Here is a 25,860-nt window from a genome sequence, read left to right as displayed (position 1 = left end):
GCGGAGGGAAAGCAAAGGCTTGCCAGGAGTGGGAGTCCGGGCGAGATAGTTATCTCATGGAACCCCGGGTCACCGCTTCCACCGCTCCGGCGCCCCTGCCACTGATCTACCCGGGCAGCCGGTTGCGCCTGCGCACCCTGATCTTCATTCGCTGGATCGCGGTGTTGGGCCAAGTGGTGGCCGTGGTGGCGGTACAGGCTGGGCTGGATTTCGATGTGCCGCTGGTGCCGGTGGCAGCGACCATCGGGGCCCTGGCCTTGCTCAATCTCGTGACGGCTTTGCGGCACCGCGGGGCGATCTGGTTGCGGGACAGTGCGGCTCGGGTCTATCTCGCTTGCGATCTGCTGCAGCTTTTGGTGCTGCTGGGCCTGACCGGTGGTCTACAGAATCCCTTCTCTGTTCTGATCCTGGCGCCGGTGGTGGTCTCTGCGGCCACTCTGTCGCGGCGCAGTACGGTTTTGCTGGCCGTGCTCGCGGTTGCAGGCATCGCCGCTTTGGCGGTCCTGCGCCTGCCGCTGCCCTGGGGTGGGGCCGGGCTGGAGGTGCCGCAGCTCTATGTGGCCGGGATTCTGGTCTCGCTCATCCTGGCGGTGGTCTTCATTGCCGCCTATGTCTCCTCGCTGGCCCTGGAAGCCCGACGCATGGCCGATGCCCTGGGGGCCACGCAATTGGCCCTGGCACGCGAACAGCGCCTGTCGGCCTTGGGCGGACTGGCCGCGGCGGCGGCCCATGAACTGGGCAGCCCGCTGGCAACCATCGCCGTGGTGGCGCGTGAGTTGGAGCATGAACTGCCGGAGACTCTGCCCCCGGAGCATCCTTTGCGCGAGGACACGGCCCTGTTGCGCAGTGAGGCGGAGCGGTGCCGGCGCATCCTGGCCGAGCTGGCCAACCGTCCGGACGAAGACGAGGACACGCCCTACCATCGTCTGCCGTTGTCGGCTTTGGTGGAAGCGGCAGCCCAGCCGCATGCCCATCCTGGAATAGCGCTGCGGCTGCAGTTCGAGGGCCCGCAGGAAGCGCAGCCCAGCGTGCCACGTCTGCCGGAACTGCTGCATGGCCTGGGCACGCTGTTGCAGAATGCGCTGCAGTTTGCGCACAGCGAGGTGACGGTCGAGATCGGGTGGGACGACGTGCAGGCACGCCTCACCATTTGCGACGATGGGCCGGGCTTTGACGAGGCCGTGCTCGGTGAGCTGGGCGAGCCTTATGTGTCAACGGGCAGCCGTGGCCGCCGCAGTGCCGCGATTGCGGATGGTTCGGCCAAGGCCGGCCAGTCGCCACGCCGGGACCATGGCCGGGACACGCAGAGCGATGCGCACATGGGACTCGGCGTCTTCATTGCCCGCAATCTACTGGCGCATGTCGGTGCCAGTGTGTCCTTTGGCAATCGCGCGGCCGGTGGGGCGAAGGTTGTCATCCATCTGCCGCTGGCACATCTTAGGATCAGGAGTGAAGATACATGAGCCTGAATGCCGCCCAGCGCCCCCCGGGAAGCCGCCATTTGCTGATCGTCGATGATGATGAGCGTTTCGCGCAGCGTCTTGCCCGCGCGATGGAACGACGTGGCTTCGCCGTCGACGTGGCGCTCTCGGTCGAGCAGGGCGTGGAGAGCGCCCGCCGCAGTCCACCGGACTATGCTGTCGTAGACCTCCGCTTGGGCGATGGAAGTGGCCTCGACGTGGTGCAGGCGCTGCGCGATCTGAAGAGCGACGCCCGCATCATCGTGCTGACCGGTTACGGCAACATCGCCACCGCGGTCGCCGCGGTGAAGGTGGGGGCAACCGATTACCTACCCAAGCCGGCCGATGCCGACCAGATCGAAGCGGCTCTGTTGGCGGAAGAAGGCTCCCTACCGCCGCCCCCGGAGCAACCCATGACTGTGGACCGTGTGCGCTGGGAACACATCCAGCGCGTCTACGAGCAGTGCGACCGCAATGTCTCGGAGACCGCACGTCAGCTTCGGATGCACCGTCGCACCCTCCAGCGCATCCTGGCCAAGTACGCGCCCAAGGGCTGAACCTGCTCAGAAATCCTTGGCGAGCCGCAACGCGTCGTAGATTGCGGCGTGGATGTTTCGCGACGCCACGGCATCCCCGATGCGGTAGAGTTCAAAGCGTCCTTCCGGGTTGCGGACTTCCTTCTGGGGCTGCCCGGCGATCAGCGCCTGTTGGTTCATGGCCCCTAGGTTGCGAGAGTCCGGTTTCAGCGTGAAGTAGAGCTCATCCAAGGGCAGGGTGCCGTGCTCGACCACCACCTGATCGACTTGCCGGATGTCCTCGATGTCATCACCGTAGTCACTGCCGAGCCGGGCTGAGAGCCGGTTGCCCTCGCGGGTGACCGACAGCAGGCGCCGGGCGATGGTGATGCGCACGTCCTTGCGTTGAAAGGCCTCGGCGTAGTGGGCGTGGTTCAGGCCACCGATCTCCGGCGCGAAAAAACGTTCAGGGGTGACCAGTTCCAAACGTCCACCGGCCTCGGCAATGGTCTCGGCAGCCTGCAAGCCGGGATGGGCGCCATTGTCATCGAACAGAAGCACCTCTGCGCCGGGTTTGACATCTCCGGACAGAATATCCCAGCTCGACACCACCAGGTCGTTGCCGGCTTCAAGACTCTCGCTGTTGGGCAGGCCGCCGGTGGCAAGGACGACGACATCCGGGTTCTCGGCCAGCACGTCCGCAGCCTCGGCCAGCAGGTTGTAGCGCAGTTCCACACCGGCAGCCGCGCAGCGTTCCAGGCGCCAGTCGATGATGCCGATCAACTCGCTGCGACGACGGCTGCGGGCGGCCAGGCGCACCTGTCCGCCGGCCTGGTCCGCAGCCTCCATCACCACCACGTTGTGACCGCGCTCGCCGGCGACCCGAGCCGCCTCCAAACCGGCCGGCCCGGCGCCGACCACCACCACCTTGCGCTTGGGGCCGTCGCTGGGGCGGATAACATGGGGCATGCTGGCCTCGCGGCCGGTGGCGGCATTATGGACGCATAAGGCCTCGCGCCCCTCGTATATGCGATCCAGGCAGTAGGTCGCGCCGACGCAGGGACGGATCTCCTGCTCTCGCCCCTCTGCGACTTTGCGTGCGATGTGCGGATCGGCGATGTGGGCGCGGGTCATACCCACCATGTCCAGCTTGCCTTCGGCGATGGCATGGCGGGCCGTGGCCACGTCGTTGATGCGTGCAGCGTGGAAGACCGGGAAGCGGGTCGCTGTCCTGACCTCGCCGGCAAAGTCCAGATGCGGGGCGGCAGGGGTCCCGTGAACGGGAATGACACGCGCCAGGGCGGCATCGGTGTCGATGTGCCCGCGGATGACGTTCAGGAAGTCAATCTGGCCGCCGGCCACCAGGCGCTGGGCGATCTCAACGCCTTCCTGTCGGCTCAAACCTTTGCGCCAGTCTTCATCGGCAACAAGGCGCAGGCCCACGATGAACTCCGGTCCCACGGCGGCACGCACGGCGTCGAGCACCTGGTGCGTGAAACGCAGTCGATTGTCGAGGCTGCCGCCATAGTCATCCTGGCGGCGATTGGTTGCCGGTGACCAGAAGCCGTCCATGAAGTGCCCATAGGCCTCGATCTCGATACCGTCGAGGCCGGCTTCCTGCATCCGCTGTGCTGCGGCGGCATAGTCGCGAAGGATGCGCTCGAGGTCCCAGTCCTCGGCCTCCTTGGGGAAAGAGCGGTGTGCCGGCTCGCGGATGGGCGAGGGGGCCAGGACTGGCAGCCAGTGTCCTTGGTTCCAGGCGGTACGGCGGCCCAGATGCGTGATCTGGATCATCACCGCGGCACCGGCCTCGTGGCAGTCGTCGGCGAGGCGGCGCAGCCAGGGGACAATCTCGTCCTTGTAGGCGTGCAGGTTGCCGAAAGCCTCGGGCGAGTCGGGCGAGACCACGGCAGAGCCGGCGGTCATGGTCAGCGCCACACCGCCCCTGGCCCGCTCCAGGTGATACAGCCGATAGCGATCCTTCGGCAGACCATCCTCGGAATAGGCGGGCTCGTGGGCCGTCACCATGAGGCGGTTGCGCAGCGTGAGATGCTTCAAGCGGTAAGGCTGGAGGAGGGGATCATTGGACATGGGCTTGCCGGTGCCTTTCGCGTGAACAGTTTCCCAACAGCTATTCTGAGCCTTTCTCGCTTGTCCATGCCGAAGTCGTTCGGAGAACAGGCATAGCCGCTACCACATTCGCGCTCTTGTTAACCCCCATTTATGGTCCGCAACATCGTATGAACTCTGCCTATAGTCCGCCGCCTTCACACACAGAAACAGGGCGTCAGCGGACGCAGGGCGCGGGTGCCGCAAGCTCGTTCGCTTATTCCCTATTTTGCAAACAGGGAGAGCGACCATGGCAAAGTACCGTGCAGAGCTGCCGCAAACCAAGAGCGTACCCTTTCTGACGGACGCAGGTCTCGAGACCACGCTGATCTTTCATGATGGATTGGACTTACCATACTTCGCAGCCTTCACGCTGCTGCGCGACGAGGCCGGGCACGAGACGCTGCGCCGCTATTTCCGACAGCACGCTGAAATCGCCTTGGACAAGAAAGCCGGCTTCGTTCTGGAGAGTGCCACCTGGCGAGCCAGCCCCGACTGGGCTGAGAAGCTGGGCTACTCGCCGGAAGAGCTGGAGGAAGCCAATAGACAGGCGATCGAAATGTTGGTCGACCTTCGCAATGAACTGGAGAGCGAAACCTCGCCCATGGTGGTGAGTGGGTGTTTGGGGCCGCGCGGCGATGGCTACGATCCAGGCCAGGTCATGACGGCTGAAGTGGCCCAAGCCTACCACGCCCACCAGATGCGGGTCTTTGCCAAAAGCGGGGCCGACATGGCCACGGCGATCACCATGACCAATACGCCCGAGGCGATCGGGCTGGTCCGGGCCGCGCAAGCGGAGGGCTTGCCGGTCGCAGTTTCCTTCACCACCGAAACCGATGGTCGTCTGCCCACCGGAGAGAGCTTGGGTGAAGCCATTGAGGCGGTGGATGCGGCAACGGGGCAGGGGCCAGTCTACTACATGGTCAACTGTGCCCACCCCAGCCACTTCGCGGGCACCTTGGAAGACGCGCCCTGGACGGGGCGGATTCGTGGTCTGCGCTGCAATGCCTCCAAGCGCAGCCACGCTGAACTGGATCAGGCGGAAGACTTGGATGCCGGCGATCCGCTCGAACTGGGAGAGGACTATGCCGGGCTCTGCCGACGCTTCCCGCAGATCACTGTGCTCGGTGGCTGCTGCGGCACTGATCACCGCCACATCGAGGCAATCGGCCGTGCCTGTCTCGGTGCGACATAGGCAATGGAGCTTCAATTATGGTTGAGCAGAGTTCGGTTCAAAAAAGTGCGCTCAAAATTCGTCCAGCAGTTCAGGAAGATGCTGGCGCCATTGCCGAGCTTTTCCTGATCTCCTCCGATGGCATGGCAAGCTACATCTGGAGCGCCATGGCGCAGCCGGGTCAGGCCCTGGAGGAGGTGGGCAGGGCGCGCTATGCCCGCAGCGGTGTGCCCTTCTCCTATGAAAACTGTCTCATCGCAAAACGCGGCGAGGAGATACTGGGCATGCTCCACGCTTTCGAGATGACGCCGCGCGAACCGGGTGAGGTCGAGGAGGACCCGGTGCTGCATCCCTATTCGGAACTGGAGGATCCGGGATCGCTGTATGTCTCAGGCTTGGCGATCTACGAGCCATACCGCAGTCAGGGGGTAGGTGCAGCCTTGATGGACGCAGCCGAGGACTCCGAGACGGCGCGCCGGCTGGGCCGCATGTCACTTATCTGCTTTGATGGAAATGAACGGGCCATGACGTTCTATCGGCGGCGCAACTATCGCGAACTGGACCGCCGCCCCATCGTGCCGCACCCGAGCCTCCACTACAGCGAAGGCAATGCCGTCCTGCTGGGTCGCAGCTTGTCGTGAAGAAGCCTTGGGAACTACGCCCGAAGCGGTGCGAAGTAGTGCCGGACCAAGCTGTGCGCGTCTTCCGGCATTCGATAGCTGCCCGGTGAGCGCAGATAGCCGGTGAAAAGGCCGGTCATGTAGTCGTGCAGGCCAAGGGCCAGCAGGCGTGGATCGGACTCGGGCGGCAGGACCCCTCGCTTCAGTTTACGAGTAAAGAAGGCCGCCAGACGTTGTGTGCTTTCTCCCTTGGCCGCCTGCATGCGGGCGAGCAGGGCTTCGGTATCGGGCGTCGATTCGCACTTCAACAGAACGACTGCGAAGCGTCGGCGGACCTCTGCATCTTTATGCAGGCGCAGCAGTGATTGCACGCAGAAGCACTCTAAACGCTGCAAGGCATTCGGACCATCATCGGCAAAGATGGCGTTGGCTACGTCCTGCATCGGCAGAACGGCCTGCTGATGGATCGCTTCGAAGAGTTCCGCCTTGTTGCGGAAATGGTGATAGATCGCGCCGCGGGTGACGCCGGCAGCCTGGGCGATTTGCTCAAGGGTTGTGCAGGCGACACCGCGATCATAAAAAACATCCAGCGCGGCCGCGCAGATCGCTTCGCGCGTGGCCTGTGCTTCGGCTTTGGTACGCCTCACTTCTCAGGCACCCCATAAGCCTCGGACGGCGAGATGTGGCCGAGCCTAAAATGACAAAGCATGACCAGCCCTTCTTGTTTACAAACGTTCATGAATGTATATAAACCTGCAGACGGCGCCTCGCAAGCTGGGGCAGGTTTGCTATGGGTTGGTGGGTCGTGCACAGGCAGAAGGGATCCTGCCTGTGCGGTCCCTTGGTCCTGACTGCAGGCTTCGCGCTTCCGCCCATCAAGTCATAGTTTTTTGCCGGCCCAGCGTGGTACGGCCATCGCTCGGAGAGTTGAAACATGCCGGCTCATTTTCCCTTTACGCCGCGGCTCGGTCGCCGGGGCAGGCTCGTGCCACTTGCCGTGATTGTCTTGGTGCTGGGGCTCGCAGCCTGTGATGCGGGTGGGCCGGACGAAGGCGCGGGAGCCGGAGGTCCGCCGCAGGGACCACCGCCGAGCGTGACCGTCTTACCGGTCGAGTCGACCTCAGCCGATGTCTACTCCGACTATGCCGGCCGGGTGCGAGCCTCACGCCAGGTGGAGGTGCGTGCGCGCGTTGACGGCATTCTGGAAGAGCGCCTCTACGACGAAGGTTCGGTGGTGTCGCAGGGTGAACCGCTGTTCCGCATCGATCCCAAGCCCTTCGAGGTTGCGGTGCTTGCGGCGCAAGCGGAGCGTGAAACCGCTCAGGCCGATCTGCGTCAGGCTGAAAGTGACTGGCAGCGCATTGCTCGGCTTTTCGATCGCAATGCGATCAGCGAACGTGAACGCGACATGTCACGCGCTCGCCTTGAAGTCGCCAAGGCTGCCCTGGCTGCTGCCGATGCTGGGCTGCAGCGGGCTGAGCTGGAACTGGGCTACACCCAGGTGGAAGCACCGATCGCCGGTGTCACGAGCCTGGAGGCGCAGTCAGAGGGTACTCTGGTGAGTCGGGGCACTCTGCTGACCGAGATCGTGCAGCGGAACCCAGTGCATGTCCGCTTTGCCCTGCCCGAAAGCGATGCGGCTCTGCAGCACACGGCCCTGCAGGCCATGTCCAACGGGAATGGGGAGCAATATCGCCGCGAGGCTCGGTTGCTCCTGCCCGACGGCAGCGAGTACTCCCGGATAGGTGAGATCGACTTCACCGCAAGCACGGTGGACCCCAACACCGGCACCGTTCTGGCCCGCGCGGTGTTCGACAATCCCGAGGGCGAGGTGGCTCCGGGACAGTTCGTGCGCGTGCGCATGCTGTTGCACACACTCGATGATGTGATCGTGGTTCCGGAATCTGCGGTCGGGCAGGGGCCACAAGGGCCGCAGGTCTTTGTGGTCGATGAAGAGGACACTGCGCGTTCGCGCATCGTAGAGCTGGGTCCGCTGGTGGCCGATGGCCGAGTTGTCCTTTCCGGACTGGAGGCAGGTGATCGTGTGGTGATCAACGGCCAGGTTGCCTTGCAGGATGGTGCGCCGGTGACCCCCGAAGTGGCTAGCGACCCGGGCGATGCCGATGAGGCAGACGGTGCTGCGAATGCCGGGGAGGCCGGCTGATGTTCCGTTTCTTCATCGACCGCCCCATTTTCTCGGCGGTCATCTCCATCATCATCGTTTTGGCCGGTGTCGCTGCGCTGCGCAACCTGCCGGTGGAGCAGTATCCCGATGTGGTGCCGCCGCAGGTGGTGGTGCAGGCCAGCTATCCCGGTGCCAGTGCCGATACCCTGTCAGAGACCGTTGCCGCGCCGCTGGAGCAGGAGATCAACGGCGTCGACGACATGATCTACCTGGAATCCAGCAGCACCGACGCGGGCAGCATCCAGGTGACCGTGTCCTTCGACATCGGCACTGACCCCGATCAGGCCGCGATCAACGTGAACAACCGCGTGCAGGCAGCCATGTCGCGCCTGCCGCAGCAGGTGCGAGATCAGGGCGTCCGGGTCGAGGCTCGCTCCACCAACATTCTCATGGTGCCGGTACTCTACTCTCCGGATGGTACCTACGACCCGCTGTTCATCAGTAACTATGCCCTGTTGAACATTCTGGATGAGCTGGTGCGTATTCCCGGTGTGGGCGATGCCTCGCTCTTTGGCGCGCAGGACTACTCCATGCGCATTTGGCTGCGGCCGGACAAGCTGGCGCAGTACGACCTGACGCCCAGCGAGGTTGCTGCCGCGATCCGTGAACAGAACGCGCAGTTTGCGGCCGGGCGATTGGGCGCAGAGCCCTCGCCGGAGGGCCAGGCCTTCACCTTCGCGGTGACCACCAGCGGTCAGCTGGCCGACGCCAAGGAGTTCGAGAACATCATTCTGCGCTCCGACCAGGATGGCAGCACGCTGCGCCTGGGCGATGTGGCTCGCGCTGAGCTGGGCGCGCAGGATTATGCCTTCTCGGCCACCTATAACGGCCGAGCGGCAGTGCCGCTGGGCATCTTCCTTCAGCCAGGCGCCAATGCTCTGGATACGGCCAGTGCTGTGCACGACGCTCTGGAGGAGATGTCGGGGCGCTTTCCCGAGGGCGTGAGCTATGCGGTGCCCTACGACACCACCGAGTTCGTGGAAATCTCGATCCGGGAAGTCTTTGTCACGCTGCTGCTCGCCGTGCTGCTGGTGGTGCTGGTCACCTATCTCTTCCTGCAGAACTTCCGCGCAACCCTCATTCCCGTTGCGGCCATCCCGGTTTCGCTGATCGGCACCTTTGCCGGCATGCTTGCGCTGGGCTTCTCAGTCAACCTGCTGACTCTCTTCGGCCTGGTGCTGGCAATCGGCATCGTGGTGGACAACGCCATCATCGTGCTGGAGAACGTGGATCGCTTGATGCGCGAGCGTGGCCTCAGTGCGCGCGATGCGGCCGTGGTCACCATGGACCAGGTTGCGGGCGCGGTTGTGTCCTCTACCCTCGTGCTCGTGGCGGTCTTCGCGCCGGTTGCCTTTCTGGGTGGACTGACGGGTGAGCTCTACCGTCAGTTCGCGGTGACCATCGCCGTCTCCGTGGTGGTCTCCGGCATTGTCGCCGTCACCCTGACCCCGGCCATGTGCGCCCTGTTGCTGGACCGCCAGCCCAAGCGCCCCGCTTTGCCGTTCCGCTGGTTCAATGCGGGCTTCCATCGTCTGACTGCTGGCTTTGGTTGGGCCGTCGACCGACTGCTGCGTCATGCGATCATTGGCTGCCTGCTCTTTGCCGGCGTTGTCGGTGCCACGCTGTGGATGCTCGATCGGCTGCCCTACGGACTGGTGCCACAAGAGGACCAGGGCGTGGCCCTGGTGATGGTGGAACTGCCGCCGGTGTCCGCTCTGTCCCGCACTGAGGTGGTGCGAGACGAGGTCGCCGGTCGCCTCTTGGAGATGGACGAGATCCAGGACTTCACCGCCTTCGCAGGCTGGGACATCATCGCTGGATCGCTGCGGACCAATGCCGGCGTGGGCTTCGCCAATCTGTCGGATTGGAGTGAGCGCGAGGGACCGGGGCAGGACGCTGCCTCCATGGCTGGGCGCGTCATGGGCATGGGCGCGGACATTCAGGAGGCCAATGTCATCTCCTTCATTCCGCCGCCGATCATGGGCCTTTCGCTCACCGGCGGCGTGGAGGGCTATCTGCAGGTGCGCGGCGGCGCAACAACCGCCGAGATCGAGGCCATCGCCCAGCGTCTGGTCGCCGCAGCCAACGAGCGGCCCGAACTGATCAATGTCCGGACCACCCTCAACACCGGCATTCCTCGTTTTGCTGCGGAGGTCGATCGGGAGAAAGCCAAGGCGCTCGGCGTGCCGATCAACGAGATCTTTGATGCCATGCAGAGCACCTTCGGTTCGCTCTACGTCAATGATTTCACGCTGTCCGGGCGAAACTGGCAGGTCAATCTGCAGTCCGAGGGTGAGTTCCGTAGCAAGCCGGAGGACCTGCGACGGGTTTTCGTGCGCTCCTCCTACGGCGACATGCTGCCGCTCAGCTCCCTGGTGACTCTGGAACGCACTGCCGGCGCCGACATTAACAACCGCTTCAACGTCTTCCCGGCCGCCAAGCTACTGGCCGACCCGGCGCCGGGCTATACCAGCGGCGAGGCCAAGGTGGTGATGGAAGAGGTTGCCGCCCAGGTGCTCGACAGCAACAGCCTGATCGGCTGGATCGGCGAGGCCTTCCAGCTCGATGCAGCTGCCGGTGCGGGCGGAGCCGCTTTCGGACTGGGGCTGCTGATGGTCTTCCTGATCCTCGCCGCCCAATATGAACGTTGGACCTTGCCGCTGGCCGTGGTGACGGCCGTGCCATTCGCCGTGTTCGGCGCGGTCATAGCCTTGATGCTGCGGGGTTTCCCCAATGACGTCTATTTCCAGGTGGGGCTGCTGGTGCTGATCGGACTGGCTGCGAAGAACGCCATTCTGATCGTCGAATTTGCCGCGCAGAATCGGCGCGAGGGGCTCAGCGCGACTGAAGCGGCCAGCACTGCAGCACGCCAGCGTTTCCGAGCGATCATGATGACAGCGCTGACTTTCATCATCGGCACGCTGCCGCTGATGCTGGCCACGGGCGCCGGTGCCGCCAGTCGGCAGGAAATCGGCACGGTTTCCGTGGGCGGGATGCTCGCAGCGAGTTCTTTGGCCCTGCTCTTCGTGCCGCTATTCTATAAGCTGCTCGATGGGTTGCGCAGGGGGAGCAAGCGAGTGGATGCGAGCGAGAGCAGCAAGGCGGCCGGACATGGTTGATCGTCGGTTTTGTCGCGGTGCAGCCCTGGCCCTGGTGCTCTTCGCCCTCGGGGCCTGTGCGATGGGGCCAGACTATGAGGCGCCAGTGGTCGAGGTGCCGGATTCCTGGCCGGCACATCTGCTCCTCACGAGTGAGGAGCGGCAGGACTGGACCGACTGGTGGACTCGCTTCGAGGAGCCGCAACTCGACGCTCTGGTGGCGCGCGCGCTCGACGACAACCTGGACATCCGCTTACAGGTCCAGCGCCTACAGGAGGCGCGGGCCCAACTGGGACTGGCTCGGGCCGAGCGTTTGCCGACGCTCGAGGGCCAGGGGAGGGCCGCGCGCGAGCGACAGTCGGAAGCGACCTCCCGGACCCCGATCGATGGCGGTCCCGAGAACTTCTACTCCCTGTCCGCCACGCTCGGGTATGAGGTCGACTTCTGGGGTCGGCTCGCCCGTGAAGAGGAAGCGGCTGCGGCGCTGCTCGACGAGTCGATCTTCAGCCGGGATGCCGTACGGCTTAACGTCGTCGCTGACGTGGTCGCCACTTACTTCAATCTTCGGGCGGCGCAGCAGCAGTTGCGCATCGTTGAGCGGGCGTTGGAGGCACGCGAGCGTACCTACGCGCTGGAGGACATGCGCTATCGCGATGGCGAAACCGACTCGCTGACCTTGCGTCAGGCGGAATCGGAACTGCAAGCAACGCGCGCCCGCTTGCCAGCGCAGCGTGAACAGGTGTTGCTCCTCGAAAGTGCATTGGCCACGCTGGTGGGCATGACGCCGGCGGAGCTGTTCGACAATCTGAACTTTGGCGAGGGCAGCCTGAATGGCATCGCACGGCCGGAAGGGGTGCCGGCAGTCGTGCCGTCGGAACTCCTGCGCCGGCGGCCGGATATTCGCGCGGCGGAGGCCGGTCTTGTAGCCAACAATGCCCTGATCGGGGTGGCCGAGGCCGAGCGCTTTCCGCAGCTCAATCTTTCAGCCTTCCTGGGTACGGCAGCCATCAGCGTCGGTGACCTCTTCACCGCCGCGTCTGCGACACGTGGCGTGGGCGCTGGTTTGCTGGGCCCGATATTCGATTTTGGTCGGGGACAGGCACGTGTGGAATCTGCAGAAGCCCGGCGTGACCAGGCGGAAACGCAGTATCGCATCACCTTGCGCACCGCCTTCCGTGAAGTGCGCGACGCCCTGATCACATATGATACGACGGGCGAGCGCATGGAAATGCTGCAGCGCCAGGTGGAAGCGCTGCAGGAAACCTTGCGTCTGGCCGAGCTGCGCTATCGCGAGGGCTTTGTCGGTTTCATCGATGTGCTGGACGCGCAGCGCGCGCTGCTCGAAGCGGAACTGGCGCTGACGGAAGCTCAGCGTGATCGGCTCAACGCAACCACCACCCTCTTCAAGGCCATGGGCGGCGGCTGGACCGGGGAGATCGCTGAGGCTGAGGCAGAGTGACGCCGGCTTTACGCGGCTGAGAGCACTTCGCCCAGTTTGGCCGCCAGGTCCTGCAGGCGATAGGGCTTAGGCAGTATGGCGAGCTCGCAGTCACTCGAGCCAGCTCGGGCCAACGCCACTTCGGAATAGCCCGTCGTCAGGAGTACGGGTAGGTGGGGCAGGTGCTTGCGCGCTGCTTGCGCCAGATCGTCTCCGCTCATTCCGCCCGGCATCACGATGTCGGTGAAGAGCAGATCGAAGGTGGCACCGCTGCAGATGATATCGAGAGCGGCAGGTCCGTTCTCCGCGCAGGTCACGGCATAGCCCAGGCTTGTGAGCTGGCGTTCGACATGGTGTCGCACCAGAACATCATCTTCGACTAGGAGGATGCGCTGCCGCTTCGTGCTGGCTGCCAAGCCTTGCAGCCTGCTTTCCGTCTCCTCGAATTCGGTGGTCTCGGCGGCCGGCAAGTAGAGGCGTACCTGGGTGCCTTTGCCGAGCCCAGAATCGAGTGCAACATGTCCCTTGGACTGCTTGGCGAAGCCATAGACCATCGACAGACCCAGACCGCTGCCTTCGCCCACGTCCTTGGTGGTGAAGAAGGGTTCGAAAGCGCGCAGGCGTGTGGACCTATCCATGCCGCTGCCGGTATCGCAGACCGTCAGCAGCACATAGTTTCCCGGCATGGGCCCCTGCTGCTGTACGTCCTCGGTTTCGACCAGCCGGCTTTCTGTGGCGATGGTCAGGCGGCCGCCGTTGGGCATGGCGTCGCGTGCATTGATGCACAGGTTGAGCAGCGCGCTTTCCAGCTGCGGGGCGTCGAGCAGGGCAGCCGGAATGCCCGCGCCGGCATTCACTTCGAGCTCGATCGGCTCGCCCAGTGTCCGACGTAGCATCTCCTCCAGGCCTCGTACGAGGGCGTTGACGTCGACCGCCTTGGGGTTGAGCGGCTGCTTGCGGGCGAAGGCGAGCAGCCGCGCAGTCAACTCAGCGCCCTTCAGCGCGGCTGTTCCCGTCATGTCTGCCAGCCGGGCCAACTCCGGGTTGTCTGAGAGGCTTTCGCTTAGCAATTCCGCATTGCCCAAAATGACGGTCAGGAGATTGTTAAAGTCGTGGGCGATGCCGCCGGTGAGATGACCGATGGCATCCAGGCGCTGTGCCTCGCGCAGTTGCTCCTCGAGCTTATGCTGTTCCGAGACGTCGACCACGCTGCCGATCATGCGCACCGGCCGTCCGGAAGCGTCATTCAATAGAAAACCCTGATCACGGACATGCGCCCAGCTGCCGTCGGCGCGGGCCACCCGGTAAAACTCCCGATAGGGTTTTCCTCCGCCGAAGGCCTCCTGCGCCGCTGCCAATACCCTTTCGCGGTCCTCGGGATGAATCAGGTCCGTCCAGAGTTCGGCACTCTTGCTGAGCGCCTCGGGCGGGTAGCCGAAGACGTTGAGCATCCCCTCACTGTACCAAACCTTGCCGTTGGGCAGTTCCCGATCCCAAACAACGTCGCTTGTAGCCTGCGCAATCACGCGAAAGCGGTCATTGGCATACTTGCGCTCTGTGATGTCCATTTCGGTGACCAGCACCCGGGTCTCGCCTTTGTCGATGTCGGGCAGGGAAAAGCGTGCAAGGACGTCAAAAGGGCGGCCCGAGATGTCGTGCAGTGTGTTTTCGGCCTCGTAATCGCGCGCCCCCTTCGCCAGCGCGGCGATGCCTTTAATGAAGGCTTTGCGCGTAACCTCCCCGCCAAACACGATCGGGAAGGATTCCATGAGGTGTGCCTGATCCTTCGCACCGAACATGGAAACTGCGGTGGCGTTCGCGTTGAGCACGCGTGTGCCCGAGAGGGCCTCTGCCATGAGGGCGTCATCAGCCAGCAACGCTGCGCCGACATCTGTGATCCCTTGGTCACGCAAGCGCTTGATAATGCCAATCGGACCGCTCCAGTCCTCCTCCCAGATGGAAACAGGGACCAGGTCGTACACCGATCGGAAGTTTGCTTCGCTTTCCCGCAGTCTCTGGTGCTGACGTGTGCGCTCAATTGCTACCCGCAGGAACTGACCGATGCGCGCAATGAAGGCCTGCTCGGAGGATGACGGGCGTAACGGGTGATCGTAGTACATGGCGAAGGTGGCGAGCACAGCACCCTCAGCATCCAGCACCGGCGTCGACCAGCAGGCAGCCAGGTTGTGCGCTTTCGCAACCTCGCGATAGTCTCGCCACAGAGGACTGGTCTGCGTGTCTTCGACCACGACCTGACGGCGGCGGGCCGCGGCTGTACCGCAGGATCCGACGCCTTCGCGCACCGGCAGGCCATCCACGAGACGATTATAGGCTTCGGTTAGATGGGGCGCGGCGCCGTGGCGCAGCCGGTCATCCTCGACCAGCAGCACGGAGGAGCGCACCCCTGGCTGCAACCGGTCGACGGTCTCGGTCAGGGTTCCCAGGATTGCCGATAGGGGCAGGCCCGCGCTGACCGCATCTAGAATGCTGGCTTCCAACTCCCGCAGCTCGGCGAGATGGCGCTGCTCTGTGATGTCCCGGGTGACGCTCAGGACCGCGTAGACCTGCCCGCTGGCGTCATACATCGGTGTGGCATGGGCCGACATCCAGCGCGTCGTGCCCTTCAGACCGATCAACCGGAAGGATGCTTGGCCAGTGTGGCCGTTCATAGCCTCTCGGTGCAGCGTCTTGTAGCGCTCGCGATCCTGGGGATGCACCAGACCTCGAACGATGGTTCCGACAACCTCTTCGCGGCTGTTTGCCTCAATCAGGTGTAACCCCGCCGGGTTTATGTCGAGCAGTTTGCCGTCAGCGGCAACGAGCTTCACGCACTCCGGTTCATTCTCGATGATGGCCCGCTGGCGTGCCTCGCTGTCGCGCAGCGCTTCGCTGGCAGCCTTCAGACGGTCGATGTCGGTGAGGGTGCCGTAGTACTTGAGGACCCGACCCCTCTCGTCCTTGAGCGGGGCTCCGGTGTCCACGTACCAGCGATAGCTCCCGTCACCTTGACGCAGGCGCAACTCGACGGCAAAGCTCTCGCCCGCTTGCACGGCCTCCCTGGCAGTGCGCTCGACGCAGTCGAGATCATCGGGATGGATCAGGGAAAGCCAGTGGCGTGGGTCGAACTCCTCGCGCGTGTAGCCCAGCCAGGCGAAGAGGATGCCATTGGCATAATACACGCGCCCATCGCCATCTGCGGCCCAGATTGGTGCCGGCACTGCGTCCAAGAGGGCATCGAACTGCTCGCTGCGATCTCCGGTGTCGGCACCTTTGGCATGAGCGTCCCGCCTCCGGCGGGAAGCCGGGGCGGACTGTGCCTGTGGGCGCAGTTCGACGGCGTTGCCGTGCCAGTGAGTGAGCTTGCCGTTCGCATCCAGCATTGGGTGGGCGGTGAAGAGGAAAGAGCGATGAGTGCCCTCATCACCAAGCTGCAGGCGAAGCTCCTCCGCATAGACTTGACGGCTGCCAACGGCCTGCTGCCAGCCCTCTCTGCCGCGTTCTTGGTCATCGGGGTGCAGAGCATCCAGCCAGGTTCTAGGGCTGTACCCCGCGGCGGTCCGACCGATGAGCTCGTAAAAGTTCGGGCTGATGTAATCGACGCTGCCGTCAGCGCGGGCCGTCCAGGCGATAGAGATCCTTATGCCGGCTCCGCGTGGGTCGGAAGCCTGCAAGGATCGACCTTCAGCTGCCGCCGAGCCGGGAGGGTTCTTCTGAAGCATTGCCGCTCACGTTTGAGACTGTTGCTCGCAACCGGCCAAATGTTCGCTATCGCTACGAGTTTCACTTTCTACCGCATCACAGGGCGGGAGGCCATCGGTGCTTTCGGTTCGCTTGTCGAGCGTTCTGATGGGGCCGGGCGCCGAAGCGCTATCGCTTCTTCGCTTCGTCACTGATCGCACGCGCCTTCTCAGTCGCAGCGCCTAAGGCTTCGGCAAGTGCTTTGGAGAACCCGGCGCCTTCGGCAGCGTCCAGTCCGGCGGCCGTGGTGCCCCGGTAGCTGCGGTAGAGGGCCACGGTCTCTTCCGCCTCGCCGATGTGTCCGCGCAGGGTTTCGCCGCCGTCGCACACCGCGGCTTCCACCGCGCGCTGGGCGACGCCTTCGGGTAGACCGGCCTTGCGCGCGTCCGCGAGCATGGCAGCAGCCATCAAGGCCGGGTAGGCGGCTCCGGAGCCGGAGAGCGCGGTGAGATAGTCGATCTGCGCTTCGTTATCCACCTCGTCCTCGCGGCCCACAGTGGACAGCAAGTCACAAACGACGGCCCGATCCTCTCGTGTCACATCCGGTCCGGCGATCCAGGGGGTGTAGGACTGTCCCCGATCCGCAGCGCCGTTTGGGGCGGAGCGCACCACGCGGGCACCACTGGCTGCGAGTACCTCGAGCGGTGTGCCGGCCAGGAAGGAGAGTAGCAATCGGCCTTCGGCTCGCAGACCGAGCCCCGCATAGTCCTCGGGCCGAACGGAAAGCACGATCACGTCCGCGCGTGCCACCAGGTCCGCCGGATCGCTGGCCCAGTGCGGCTCACTGTAGCCGAGGTAGTCGGGACGGGGGCCGCTGCGGTTCAGCAGCACGAGATCCTGCGGCTCCACAAGGCCGCTGTTGAGCACGGCCTTGCCCAGGGCGCTGCCGAGCCAGCCGGTGGCACCGATGATTCCCAGGCGCATGCCCATCCTCCTTACGATTTGCTTGAATTGCTCTACTCCGGGCGCGTTTCCAGCCAGCGCCACAGGTAGGGAAGGTAGCCCGATTCTACGTGCAGGCGCACCCTGGCCTCCGCTGTGCGATAGAGCAGAACGCTCTGCAGTCCGGCAAACAGTGTGGCGGCCGAGGGGCTGCCAGCGTCCAGATCGGCGGTGGTCGCCTCGCTCACGACGTTGCGCGTCTCGCTCCCTTCGAGCTCCAGAACGGCGTAGCTGTTGTCTGCCACCGTGGCCGCCCATCCGTCGGCGTGCCAGCCCGGATCGAACGCCATTGCCTCGGGGGAGACGAGCAGGGCGCGATCGCGGGCGATTCGCACCCGGTAGGGGGTTTCGGGCGATGCAATCTGCCACAGTCCGACCTCCGCGCCCTCCGGGCCGAGTTGAGCCCAGGCCTTGTCCAGCGCGCCGCTGACCAGAGTCTGGGATAGCCCGGGCACCACTCGCGCCCGCCAGCCGTCGCGCAGCAGTTCGGCTTCGCTCCACTCGGGAAAGGCGGTCCACTTCTGGGCGAAATCACGCATTGAGGCGCGCTCCTTCGGGATCGAAAGCGCAGGGTGCCACCACCCGCGCCCGGCGCTGCTGGCCGAGATGATAGATCTCGATCTCCTGCTGCAGGCGCGCCCGGCCCGCCTCGACGAGCGCCAGGGCGATGGGGCGGCCGAGCATCGGGCTCCAATAGCTGGAGGTCACGAAGCCGAGCGAGCGCTGACCCGTTCCGCTCCGCTCGATGGCGTGGGCGCCGGTGGGCAGCGGTTCCGACCCTTCCACCTCGAGGCCGACGAGTGCGGGCCGGTTCGGCTTGGTGGCCTCGGGGGTAAAGAGCGCACGCTTGCCGACATATTCGTCCTGTCGCTTCTCGCGCGGCCCGCTGAGGCCCAGGTCCATGGGCATGGTGTAGCCGTCCGTGTCCTTGCCGGCGACGATATAGCCCTTCTCGGCCCGCAGGATCATCAAGGCTTCGGAGCCGAGCAGGGTCGCCTCGCGCTTCTGCCCCTCCACCAGCATGCGCTGCCAGAGTGTCAGTGCACCGGCGGCCGGCAGGGAGAGTTCGTAGGAGCGGTCACCGGTGAAGCTGACCCGGGCCACCCGCACGGGCCACTGCCGGAAGCGCCCCTGAGCGAATGCCATGTGCGGCAGGGCGTCGTCGCCGAGGTCGACGCCCAGGTCCAGTGCAGCGACCAACGACCGGGCCTGCGGGCCGGTGGCGGTCAGGGTCGACCACTGGGCCGTGGAGTTGTGCACCACGACCTGGCTCGGGTCGAAGCGGTCCTGCCGCCACTCCTCCAGCCGCATGACCACACCCGGCACGTGGCCGGAGGAGCAGGAAACGATGAAGTGATCCTCGCTCACCCGCAGCACCACGCCGTCGTCGTAGACCACGCCGCTTTCGGTCAGCATGAAGCCGTAGCGGATGCGGCCGGGCTTCAGGGTCGAGAGGCGATTGTAGGAATTGAAATCCAGCAGAGCCGCAGCCTGGGGGCCCATGACCTCGATCTTGCCGAGTGGCGAGCCGTCGAAGAGTCCAACGGATTGGCGCGCCTGCCGTGCCTCGCGGTGGATCGCCTCTTCCGGCGTACCGACGCCGTAAAAGGCCGGGCGCAGCCAGGAGCCATACTCGCGAAATGCGGCGCCGGCCTGCCGGTGCGCGTTCTCCAGCACCAAGCGCCGCACCGGCGAGAAGAGCTCGCCTCGGCGCCGCCCGGCGATCACCGTGAAGGGCACCGGCACGTAGGGCGGGCGAAAGGTGGTGGTGCCGACTTCGGGAATGGTCCGCCCGGTGACCGCCGCCATGGCCGCCAGGCCGTTCATGTTCGAGGTCTTGCCCTGGTCGGTTGCCATGCCGAGCGTGGTGTAGCGCTTGAGATGCTCGACGGAGCGGAAGTTCTCCTGCGCCGCCAGTGCCACATCCTTGAGCGTCACGTCATTCTGAAAATCGATCCATTGCCGCCCGGCCAGCTTGGTGTCGGGCCAGGCAGCCTCGATGCTGAACTGTTCGAGGGCGGCCTCAGCGCGCGGCACATCCTCCTTGCTGCCGGCGCTCCGGTGCCCTTCCTTGAGGGCATCGGCCAGCAGGAAAGTGCCATTGGCCGCGCCGACAACCTGCAGGCCTGGGACGGCCTGGCCCGGCCGGAAGGCGAGGCGTTCTTCGTCATAGTGCAGACGGCCTCGGGCCTGGCAGTAGAGGTGCACGTTGGGCGTAAAGCCGCCAGAGACCAGCACGAGATCCGCCGCGAGACTGCGACCTTTCACAATGACGGCCTCGGCCCGCTTGCGACCCTGGACCGAGGTGACGGGCGCGCTGGTCAACAGTTCTACGCCCTCGGGCGCGGGCAGAGACGCCTGCGCGCGGCTGTCGGCGATGGTGACCCTGGCGCCGGCGTCGCGCAGCCCCGTGGCGACTGGCCAGACGCTGTCGTTGTTGGTGGCGATCACCACCCGCTCGCCCAGGCGCACCCCATGGCGGCGCAGATAGTGCAAGCCTGCGTCAGCCGAGAGTATGCCCGGGCGGTCGTTGTTCTCAAAAACCAGAGGGCGTTCACTAGCACCGGTGGCCAGGACGATCTCCCGCGGGCGCACGCGCCAGAGGCGGTCCGGCCGGCCCTGCCGCTGTTCCCAGAGGCAGACCAGGTTGTGGTCATAGATGCCGTAGGCGGTTGTACTCGTCAGAAGCTCTCCGCCTTGGTCCGACAGCTTGTTGAGCGTGGCGGCAACCCAGTCCGTCCCGTCGAGGCCCTCGATCCGGGCCGGGCGGTGCAGCAGGCTGCCGCCGGCCTGGCGCTGCAGCTCGACGAGAAGCACGCGCCGGCCGGCGGTTGCGGCGGCGTGGGCTGCTGCCAGTCCTGCGGGCCCGGCGCCGATGATCAGCAGGTCACAATGGAGAGAGCGTTGAGGCGAGTTCCCCGGTGGCTCGAAGGCCGGGTCGAGGCGACCCAGGCCTGCCATGGCGCGGATGCGCGGTTCGTAGAGATGCCAGTCGGGCCACAGGAAGGTCTTGTAGTAGAAGCCGGCTGGCAGGAAGCGACCCAGCCGATCCAGCAGGCTGAGGCGATCCTGCGCAGCAGAGGGACTCGTGTTGACCGAGCGTACTTCCATACCCGCCTCCAGCGGCACGAGGGTGCCGCGGGCATTGGGGTGGTGGCGACCCTGGTGGCGGATGTCGAAGAGCCCGTTGGGCTCTTCGGCGCCGGCGCTCCAGAAGCCGCGCGGGCGGTGGTACTTGAAGCTGCGTCCGATGGTGAAGACGCCGTTGGCGAGCAGGGCAGACGCAACCGTGTCGCCATGCCGCCCGACAAGCGCGCGCCCGTCGAAGGTGAAGGTCAGCGCGTCGGTGGACGTCGTGTGCTGCTTGCTCTGGCTGGCGGCGGTCATGGCGCGGCCCTCCGCAGGCTCTCGCTGGCAAAGACCTCGTGCGTCACCGTATCGCGCTCCAGCAGGAAAAACTCGCCGCACGTCATGTGCACCCAGATCTCGCGCGAGCGTCCCTTTGGGTTGGTCTCGATGTGAAGATACTCGGCCCAGCCCTGGTCGCTCACCTCTGCGGCTGGTTCCGGCCTGTCGTTGCCGGCTTCGCCCCCGTAGTGGAACTCGGTTTCGTCGCGAAGTCCGCAGAAGGGGCAGGGAAAGCGCTGCATGAAATGCCTCCTGGGCGCCGATCAGTGGGCGATGGCCGAACCGGCCGCCTCATCGATCAGGCGTCCGGTGGTGAAGCGGGAGAGGTCGAAGGGGCGGCTGATCTCATGATGCTCGCCGGTGGCCATCAGGTGGGCCAGCAGCCAGCCGCCGGCCGGTATGGCCTTGAAGCCGCCGGTGCCCCAGCCGCCGTTGATGAAGAGACCGGGCAGGGGAGAGGGGCCGATGATCGGCGAGGAGTCGGGCACCACGTCCACGATTCCGGCCCACTGCCGCAGCAGCTTGAGCTGCCCGAAGGAGGGGAACATCTCCAGCATGCCCGAGATCACCTGCTCCTGCAGCGGCGGATTGCCGCGCTGGCCATAGGAGAGCACGCGGTCGAGCCCTCCGCCGATCACCAGTTCGCCCTTGTCGGATTGGCTGAGATAGGTGCCAGTTCCCATGTAGAGCAACACGGTATCCAGGCAGGGCTTCACCGGCTCCGACACCATGGCCTGCAGCGCGAAAGATCGGATCGGCAAGCGGAAGCCAGCGAGGCCGGCCAGCACGCCAGAGTGTCCGGCAACGGCCATGCCTGTCACCCCGGCGCGGATGGTCCCGCGGCTGGTCTCGACTCCGACACAGCGCCCCTGTTCGACCAGGAAGCCGGTCACTTCACAGTTCTGGATGATGTCGACGCCCAGCGTGCTGGCGCCGCGCGCATAGCCCCAGGCCACAGCGTCGTGGCGCGCCGTCCCTGCGCGGCCCTGCCAGATGCCCCCGTAAATGGGATAGCGGGCGCGGTCGCTCTGATTGAGCAGGGGCGCCTTCTCCAGGACCTGCTCGCGGCTCAGCAGTTCGGCGTCGGTGCCGTTGATCTGCATGGCGTTCACGATCCGGGCGGCCATCTCCATCTCGGCTTCGGAGTGGGCCACCACGGCCAGACCGCGCTGCGAGAACATGATGTTGTAGTTGAGGTCGCGTGACAGGCCTTCGTAAAGCTTCAGCGCAAAATCATAGAGCGCCACGCTTTCCGGGTAGAAATAGTTGGAGCGGATGGCCGTCGTGTTGCGACCGGTGTTGCCGCCGCCCAGCCAGCCTTTCTCCACCAGCGCAATCCGCTTCAGGCCATGATTCTTGGCAAGGTAGTAGGCCGTGGCCAGCCCGTGCCCGCCGCCGCCGATGACCAGTGCGTCGTAATCGCCTTTGGGTTCGGCATCGCGCCAGGCTGGCTGCCAGCCGGTGTGTCCGCGCAGCCCTTCCCGGAGCAGACGCAGCGTCGAATAGTCCTTCGCCAAGGCTTGGCCCCGTCCCGTTGCAACTCGTTGACATCGCCGATCCCTGGACACTAATGTCCATGAAACAGGCAAATCAAGTCACAGCCTTGCATAACGAGAGAGGGGAGCAGCAGAAAATGATCAAATCACTTTCCACCTTGGCCTTCACCGCCGCGGCGGTCCTGGCGCTGGGCACGGGTTCGGCCTCCGCGATCACCTTCAAGCTGGCCACCGATTCCGGCGCTCCCGGCTCGCCGACCGCTGCCTCCATGGAGCAGTGGGCGGAGTTGATCGAAGAGGGCACCAACGGCGAGATCGAGGTCGATATCTTCTATCAGAACGAACTCGGCAGCCAGCAGGAGGTTTTCGACCTGCACGTGGCCGGCGATGTCGATCTGATGATCAACTGGCCGATCACCGCCTACGACCGGCGCATCGGCGTGATCTACACCCCCTACATGGTCTTCACCTGGGAAGAGGCGCTGGAAGCCTACAAGCCCGGCGGCTGGATCAACGGCATGCTGGACGGCATCTACCAGGATGTGGGCCTCAAGTTCTTCGGTGCCTGGCCGGAAGGCTTCAACGGCGTTGCAACCCGCGGCAAGTATGCCCTGACCGTTGAGGATGCCGGAGACATCAAGGTCCGCGTGCCGCCGATGTTCCCACAGGCCGAGACTCTGGAAGCCATGGGCTACCAGACGGCCTCCATCGACTGGAGCGAGGTCTTCACCTCCATTGAGACCGGCGTGGTGGACGGCGATGCAGCCAACGTCATCTACTGGGATTACGAGTATTTCCGCGACACGCTGGACTACTACGTGCGCACCAAGCAGTCCTTCGTTACCGGCATGATCTCCATGAACTTGGGCTCCTTCGAGGGCCTGAGCGAAGAGCACCAGAAGGTCGTTCAGGACGCCGCGGTCAAGGTGATGGAAGATCACTTCGTCAACGGCCGCGAGATCGACGCACACTACGCTTCACTCGCCGAGGAATCCGGCATGGAGTACATCGAGCCCGACGAGGAGACCATCATGGGTCTGGCCAAGGTGGTGCGTGAGAAGGTCTGGCCGCAGATGGAAGACCAGGTGGGTTCCGAAATCATGGACGTGGTGCGGGCCAACGCCAGCCCACTCTAATCTCGAGACCCGGACCGACTGAAACGACGTGTTAGGCAAGATCGACAAGACCATCGCCACGGTGCTCCGCGCCGTGGCGATTCTTTGCAGCCTTTCGCTGGCTGGCTTCCTGCTGTTGCTGGTCTTGGCCCGCTACGTCTTCGGCTGGAACTTCGCGGCAGCGCATGATCTCAGCCTCATGGCGTCGATCTTCCTCTACATGAGCGGCGCGCTCATCGCCTCGCGGAGCAGCGAGCACCTGACCGTCACCTACCTCTCGACCCGCCTGCGCAGCGAACGCAGCCGCATCATCCAGCGCATCGTGGTGGCAACGATCACCACGGTGGTCTGCGGCTTCTTCATTTACTGGAGCTACGAGATGGTGTCCTGGGGTCTGCAGCGGCCGCAAACCACGGTCACCCTGCACATCCCGCTTTGGGTCCCGCAGTTGGCCATCGTCGCGGCGGCACTGGGCTGTTTCGCCTATGCGCTGCGTGACCTCGTGCTGGCAGTCGGCGACCTGCGTCGGCTGAAAGGGGCGGAAGTCTGATGGAAGGCTTGCTCGCAATCGGTCTCCTGATCCTGCTCATGGGCATCGGCGTGCCCGTGGCTTGGGCTTTCGCCGGTACCCTGGCTTATCTGGTCTATATCTACGACAGCAACCTGAGCACCCTGCTGCTGCAGGGCTTTCGCTCGCTGAACTCCATCGTGCTGCTGGCGCTGCCGCTTTTCGTGCTGACGGGCTACCTGATGCAGTCGGGCGGGCTCGCAACGCGCATCATCCGATTCATCGACGTCTTGGTCGGCGGGCGACGTGGCGGCATGGGTGCTTCGCTCGTCTTGAGCTCCGGCATCTTCGGGGCGATCGCCGGCACCGCGACGGCTGCCGTTGCCTCCATCGGCACCATCATGGTCGACCCGCTGGAAAAGCGGGGCTATCCGCGCGGCTACACATCAGCGCTGCTGGGCGTGTCGTCACTGCTGGGCATCCTCATACCGCCGTCCATCACCATGATCCTTTTCGCCGTGGTGACCCGGCAATCGGTGGCTGCGGCCTTCGCCGCGACCATCGGCCCCGCGCTTCTGCTGATGATCGGTCTCATCCTCTTCAACCGCTTTTGCGCTGGGCGCCTGTTCGAGGAGATTCCGGGCGAGGCCGTGGCGAAGGGCCAGCGCGGCAAGGCGGTGTTCGCGGCGCTGCCGGCGCTCGTCCTGCCCTTCATCATCCTGGGCGGCATCTACGGCGGCGTTTTCACCCCAACGGAGGCGGCTGCGGTTGCCGTTGCGGCCTCGCTCTTCATCGGTGCCTTCATCTACCGGGATCTGACCTGGGGGCGCTTCGGCAAGAGCATCATCGCCGCCGCGGAGACCACGGGCACGATCATCTTGATCCTGCTGTTCTCCTTCATGATCAGCCGCATCCTTGCCTTCGAGCGGGTGCCGCAGGAACTGACCGAGACCATGCTCTCGTTCTCCCTGGGGCCGATCGGGACGCTGTTGCTGGTCAATGCGGTGCTGATCGTCACCGGCGCCTTGATGGACGACGTGTCGGTCACGGTGGTCATCGCGCCGTTGTTCATGCCAGTGGTCACCGCGGTCGGCGTGGAGCCGCTGCACTATGCGGCAATCGTCGGCTGCTCCGTGGTGATCGGGGCCAACTCGCCGCCGGTGGCACCGATCCTCTATATGGCCTGTCGGATCAGTAAGGTGCCCATTCATAAGACGGTGGGACCGGCGCTGCTGCTGCTGGGGATCGTCGCGCTGCCAGTTATGCTGGTCACCACCTTCTGGCCAGCGCTGTCGCTCTCCTTCCCGCGCTGGCTCGGCTTCTATTGAGCGCCTGAACGGCTTCCGTCGCGAAGAAAGACCTGGAAGTCGGCGATCTCGGCCTCTGTCGGCTCGAACCCCGTGAAAACGCGCAGGTAGTTGGCGATGTAGGCCATGCGCGTTTCCATGGGCTCCTGGATGTCCAGCGAGTAGTAACCGATCTGCATGTAATAGAGGACGCGCGCGCGGATGAAGGCTTCGTCCTCCGCGTAGCCGTGGCGGCGGAACATGGCGGTGAGTGCCCGCATGCGCTCCTCGTCACCGGCATCCACTGCTTGGCGGGCCTTGTCCGACTTGCGGGCCCAATCGCGCACCGCGATGTCCAGGTGCGGGTCGAACAGGGTTTCCTTCACCCAGCATTCGAAGACATTGAGCACGCTGCGGCAGGGCGTGTCGGCCTTGCGCCCTGCGCGTTCGACGATGGCAGCGGTGTTGGTCGCCTGCCAGTGGGCCAGGAGCTGGTCAAGCAGGTCCTGTCGGCTCTTGAAAAACCAGTAGAAGCTCGAGCGAGACACGCCAAGTTGCCGCGCGATCACCTGCACCTTCACCCGATCGACCCCACCCGCCACGATGAGGTCCACCGCCGCGCGCAGCCAGTCTTCTCTGGTGGAGCGGCCAGGGCCGCTATCGGGATGGTTGGGCATGGTGTCGGCTTTGACCGTTCCTGAGTGTTCCGCATTGGTGTTTCCGCAACGTCTGTACACTTCTGTCTAGACGCCCTCGCGTCAAGCCGAT

The 25,860-nt window shown here is 64.8% G+C and carries 19 protein-coding genes; 10 read left to right on the top strand and 9 right to left on the bottom strand.

Annotated elements, in window-relative coordinates; all coding sequences use genetic code 11:
• Positions 1 to 56: 56 nt before the first annotated feature.
• Both P2G67_RS03610 and P2G67_RS03605 read left to right on the top strand, forming a co-directional pair.
• Positions 57 to 1,463 (top strand): ActS/PrrB/RegB family redox-sensitive histidine kinase, encoded by a 1,407-nt coding sequence (locus tag P2G67_RS03610; protein WP_275820114.1) that lies wholly within the window; start codon positions 57 to 59, stop codon positions 1,461 to 1,463.
• A complete protein-coding gene (locus P2G67_RS03605; protein WP_275820112.1) occupies positions 1,460 to 2,017 on the top strand; it encodes an ActR/PrrA/RegA family redox response regulator transcription factor in 558 nt (185 codons plus the stop codon). Before P2G67_RS03610 ends, P2G67_RS03605 begins: the two co-directional genes overlap by 4 nt.
• A 6-nt stretch (positions 2,018 to 2,023) precedes the next feature.
• On the opposite strand, the gene P2G67_RS03600 is transcribed toward P2G67_RS03605, so the two are convergent.
• Positions 2,024 to 4,066 carry an NADH:flavin oxidoreductase gene (locus tag P2G67_RS03600; RefSeq protein WP_275820110.1) on the bottom strand — a complete coding sequence of 681 codons (2,043 nt, stop codon included), beginning with the start codon at positions 4,064 to 4,066 and terminating at the stop codon, positions 2,024 to 2,026.
• A 268-nt stretch (positions 4,067 to 4,334) separates the two neighbouring features.
• Between P2G67_RS03600 and P2G67_RS03595 the strand changes: the two genes are divergently transcribed.
• Positions 4,335 to 5,279 (top strand): homocysteine S-methyltransferase family protein, encoded by a 945-nt coding sequence (locus tag P2G67_RS03595; RefSeq protein WP_275820108.1) that lies wholly within the window; start codon positions 4,335 to 4,337, stop codon positions 5,277 to 5,279.
• A 17-nt stretch (positions 5,280 to 5,296) separates the two neighbouring features.
• Positions 5,297 to 5,899, top strand: coding sequence for a GNAT family N-acetyltransferase (locus P2G67_RS03590; protein ID WP_275820106.1), 603 nt, complete (start codon positions 5,297 to 5,299; stop codon positions 5,897 to 5,899).
• A gap of 14 nt (positions 5,900 to 5,913) precedes the next feature.
• On the opposite strand, the gene P2G67_RS03585 is transcribed toward P2G67_RS03590, so the two are convergent.
• Complete coding sequence (locus P2G67_RS03585) at positions 5,914 to 6,525, bottom strand: TetR family transcriptional regulator (RefSeq protein WP_275820104.1); 612 nt, start codon at positions 6,523 to 6,525, stop codon at positions 5,914 to 5,916.
• 287 nt (positions 6,526 to 6,812) lie between these two features.
• Between P2G67_RS03585 and P2G67_RS03580 the strand changes: the two genes are divergently transcribed.
• The 3 genes from P2G67_RS03580 to P2G67_RS03570 are packed head-to-tail and all read left to right on the top strand — an operon-like array spanning position 6,813 to position 12,620.
• On the top strand, positions 6,813 to 8,042 hold the full coding sequence (locus P2G67_RS03580; RefSeq protein WP_275820103.1) for an efflux RND transporter periplasmic adaptor subunit: 1,230 nt from the start codon (positions 6,813 to 6,815) through the stop codon (positions 8,040 to 8,042).
• Positions 8,042 to 11,182 (top strand): efflux RND transporter permease subunit, encoded by a 3,141-nt coding sequence (locus tag P2G67_RS03575; RefSeq protein WP_275820101.1) that lies wholly within the window; start codon positions 8,042 to 8,044, stop codon positions 11,180 to 11,182. Before P2G67_RS03580 ends, P2G67_RS03575 begins: the two co-directional genes overlap by 1 nt.
• Positions 11,175 to 12,620: an efflux transporter outer membrane subunit gene (locus P2G67_RS03570; protein ID WP_275820099.1), complete on the top strand. Its 1,446-nt coding sequence runs from the start codon at positions 11,175 to 11,177 to the stop codon at positions 12,618 to 12,620. Before P2G67_RS03575 ends, P2G67_RS03570 begins: the two co-directional genes overlap by 8 nt.
• Before the next feature lie 8 nt (positions 12,621 to 12,628).
• Here the strand turns inward: P2G67_RS03570 and P2G67_RS03565 are convergent, their stop codons facing one another.
• The 6 genes from P2G67_RS03565 to P2G67_RS03540 all read right to left on the bottom strand — a co-directional run bounded on the left by P2G67_RS03565 (position 12,629) and on the right by P2G67_RS03540 (position 22,204).
• Entirely contained in the window at positions 12,629 to 16,318 is a 3,690-nt protein-coding gene (locus tag P2G67_RS03565) for a PAS domain-containing protein (protein ID WP_275820097.1), read from the bottom strand.
• A gap of 148 nt (positions 16,319 to 16,466) precedes the next feature.
• Positions 16,467 to 17,261 (bottom strand): pyrroline-5-carboxylate reductase family protein, encoded by a 795-nt coding sequence (locus P2G67_RS03560; RefSeq protein WP_275820095.1) that lies wholly within the window; start codon positions 17,259 to 17,261, stop codon positions 16,467 to 16,469.
• Positions 17,262 to 17,293: 32 nt separating this feature from the next.
• Entirely contained in the window at positions 17,294 to 17,818 is a 525-nt protein-coding gene (locus P2G67_RS03555; RefSeq protein WP_275820093.1) for an aminomethyltransferase family protein, read from the bottom strand.
• Positions 17,811 to 20,666 carry a 2Fe-2S iron-sulfur cluster-binding protein gene (locus P2G67_RS03550; RefSeq protein ID WP_275820091.1) on the bottom strand — a complete coding sequence of 952 codons (2,856 nt, stop codon included), beginning with the start codon at positions 20,664 to 20,666 and terminating at the stop codon, positions 17,811 to 17,813. The genes P2G67_RS03555 and P2G67_RS03550 overlap by 8 nt, the downstream gene beginning before the upstream one ends.
• Positions 20,663 to 20,929 carry a sarcosine oxidase subunit delta gene (locus P2G67_RS03545; RefSeq protein WP_275820089.1) on the bottom strand — a complete coding sequence of 89 codons (267 nt, stop codon included), beginning with the start codon at positions 20,927 to 20,929 and terminating at the stop codon, positions 20,663 to 20,665. The genes P2G67_RS03550 and P2G67_RS03545 overlap by 4 nt, the downstream gene beginning before the upstream one ends.
• Before the next feature lie 21 nt (positions 20,930 to 20,950).
• Positions 20,951 to 22,204, bottom strand: coding sequence for a sarcosine oxidase subunit beta family protein (locus P2G67_RS03540; protein ID WP_275820087.1), 1,254 nt, complete (start codon positions 22,202 to 22,204; stop codon positions 20,951 to 20,953).
• 116 nt (positions 22,205 to 22,320) lie between these two features.
• Between P2G67_RS03540 and dctP the strand changes: the two genes are divergently transcribed.
• From dctP to P2G67_RS03525, 3 genes are read left to right on the top strand one after another with little or no spacing between them, the layout of a single operon-like run.
• Complete coding sequence (dctP, locus tag P2G67_RS03535) at positions 22,321 to 23,319, top strand: TRAP transporter substrate-binding protein DctP (protein WP_275820085.1); 999 nt, start codon at positions 22,321 to 22,323, stop codon at positions 23,317 to 23,319.
• A gap of 28 nt (positions 23,320 to 23,347) precedes the next feature.
• Positions 23,348 to 23,848: a TRAP transporter small permease gene (locus P2G67_RS03530; protein ID WP_275820083.1), complete on the top strand. Its 501-nt coding sequence runs from the start codon at positions 23,348 to 23,350 to the stop codon at positions 23,846 to 23,848.
• Entirely contained in the window at positions 23,848 to 25,134 is a 1,287-nt protein-coding gene (locus P2G67_RS03525; RefSeq protein ID WP_275820081.1) for a TRAP transporter large permease, read from the top strand. The genes P2G67_RS03530 and P2G67_RS03525 overlap by 1 nt, the downstream gene beginning before the upstream one ends.
• Here P2G67_RS03525 and P2G67_RS03520 read toward each other — a convergent pair.
• On the bottom strand, positions 25,128 to 25,769 hold the full coding sequence (locus tag P2G67_RS03520; protein WP_275820079.1) for a TetR/AcrR family transcriptional regulator: 642 nt from the start codon (positions 25,767 to 25,769) through the stop codon (positions 25,128 to 25,130). The genes P2G67_RS03525 and P2G67_RS03520 overlap by 7 nt on opposite strands.
• Between the last annotated feature and the right edge of the window lie 91 nt (positions 25,770 to 25,860).

Origin of the sequence: Aquibaculum arenosum (genome assembly GCF_029222965.1) — a bacterium.
Taxonomy (GTDB): domain Bacteria; phylum Pseudomonadota; class Alphaproteobacteria; order Kiloniellales; family DSM-21159; genus Aquibaculum; species Aquibaculum arenosum.
Note: the sequence above shows the minus strand (reverse complement) of the source record. Positions and strands in the feature narration are given on the sequence as shown.

Coding starts and splice junctions, on each gene's coding strand:
- P2G67_RS03610 (WP_275820114.1), top strand. CDS start 57: ATGGAACCCCGGGTCACCGCTTCCACCGCTCCGGCGCCCCTGCCACTG.
- P2G67_RS03605 (WP_275820112.1), top strand. CDS start 1,460: ATGAGCCTGAATGCCGCCCAGCGCCCCCCGGGAAGCCGCCATTTGCTG.
- P2G67_RS03600 (WP_275820110.1), bottom strand. CDS start 4,066: ATGTCCAATGATCCCCTCCTCCAGCCTTACCGCTTGAAGCATCTCACG.
- P2G67_RS03595 (WP_275820108.1), top strand. CDS start 4,335: ATGGCAAAGTACCGTGCAGAGCTGCCGCAAACCAAGAGCGTACCCTTT.
- P2G67_RS03590 (WP_275820106.1), top strand. CDS start 5,297: ATGGTTGAGCAGAGTTCGGTTCAAAAAAGTGCGCTCAAAATTCGTCCA.
- P2G67_RS03580 (WP_275820103.1), top strand. CDS start 6,813: ATGCCGGCTCATTTTCCCTTTACGCCGCGGCTCGGTCGCCGGGGCAGG.
- P2G67_RS03575 (WP_275820101.1), top strand. CDS start 8,042: ATGTTCCGTTTCTTCATCGACCGCCCCATTTTCTCGGCGGTCATCTCC.
- P2G67_RS03570 (WP_275820099.1), top strand. CDS start 11,175: ATGGTTGATCGTCGGTTTTGTCGCGGTGCAGCCCTGGCCCTGGTGCTC.
- P2G67_RS03565 (WP_275820097.1), bottom strand. CDS start 16,318: ATGCTTCAGAAGAACCCTCCCGGCTCGGCGGCAGCTGAAGGTCGATCC.
- P2G67_RS03560 (WP_275820095.1), bottom strand. CDS start 17,261: ATGCGCCTGGGAATCATCGGTGCCACCGGCTGGCTCGGCAGCGCCCTG.
- P2G67_RS03555 (WP_275820093.1), bottom strand. CDS start 17,818: ATGCGTGATTTCGCCCAGAAGTGGACCGCCTTTCCCGAGTGGAGCGAA.
- P2G67_RS03550 (WP_275820091.1), bottom strand. CDS start 20,666: ATGACCGCCGCCAGCCAGAGCAAGCAGCACACGACGTCCACCGACGCG.
- P2G67_RS03545 (WP_275820089.1), bottom strand. CDS start 20,929: ATGCAGCGCTTTCCCTGCCCCTTCTGCGGACTTCGCGACGAAACCGAG.
- dctP (WP_275820085.1), top strand. CDS start 22,321: ATGATCAAATCACTTTCCACCTTGGCCTTCACCGCCGCGGCGGTCCTG.
- P2G67_RS03525 (WP_275820081.1), top strand. CDS start 23,848: ATGGAAGGCTTGCTCGCAATCGGTCTCCTGATCCTGCTCATGGGCATC.
- P2G67_RS03520 (WP_275820079.1), bottom strand. CDS start 25,769: ATGCCCAACCATCCCGATAGCGGCCCTGGCCGCTCCACCAGAGAAGAC.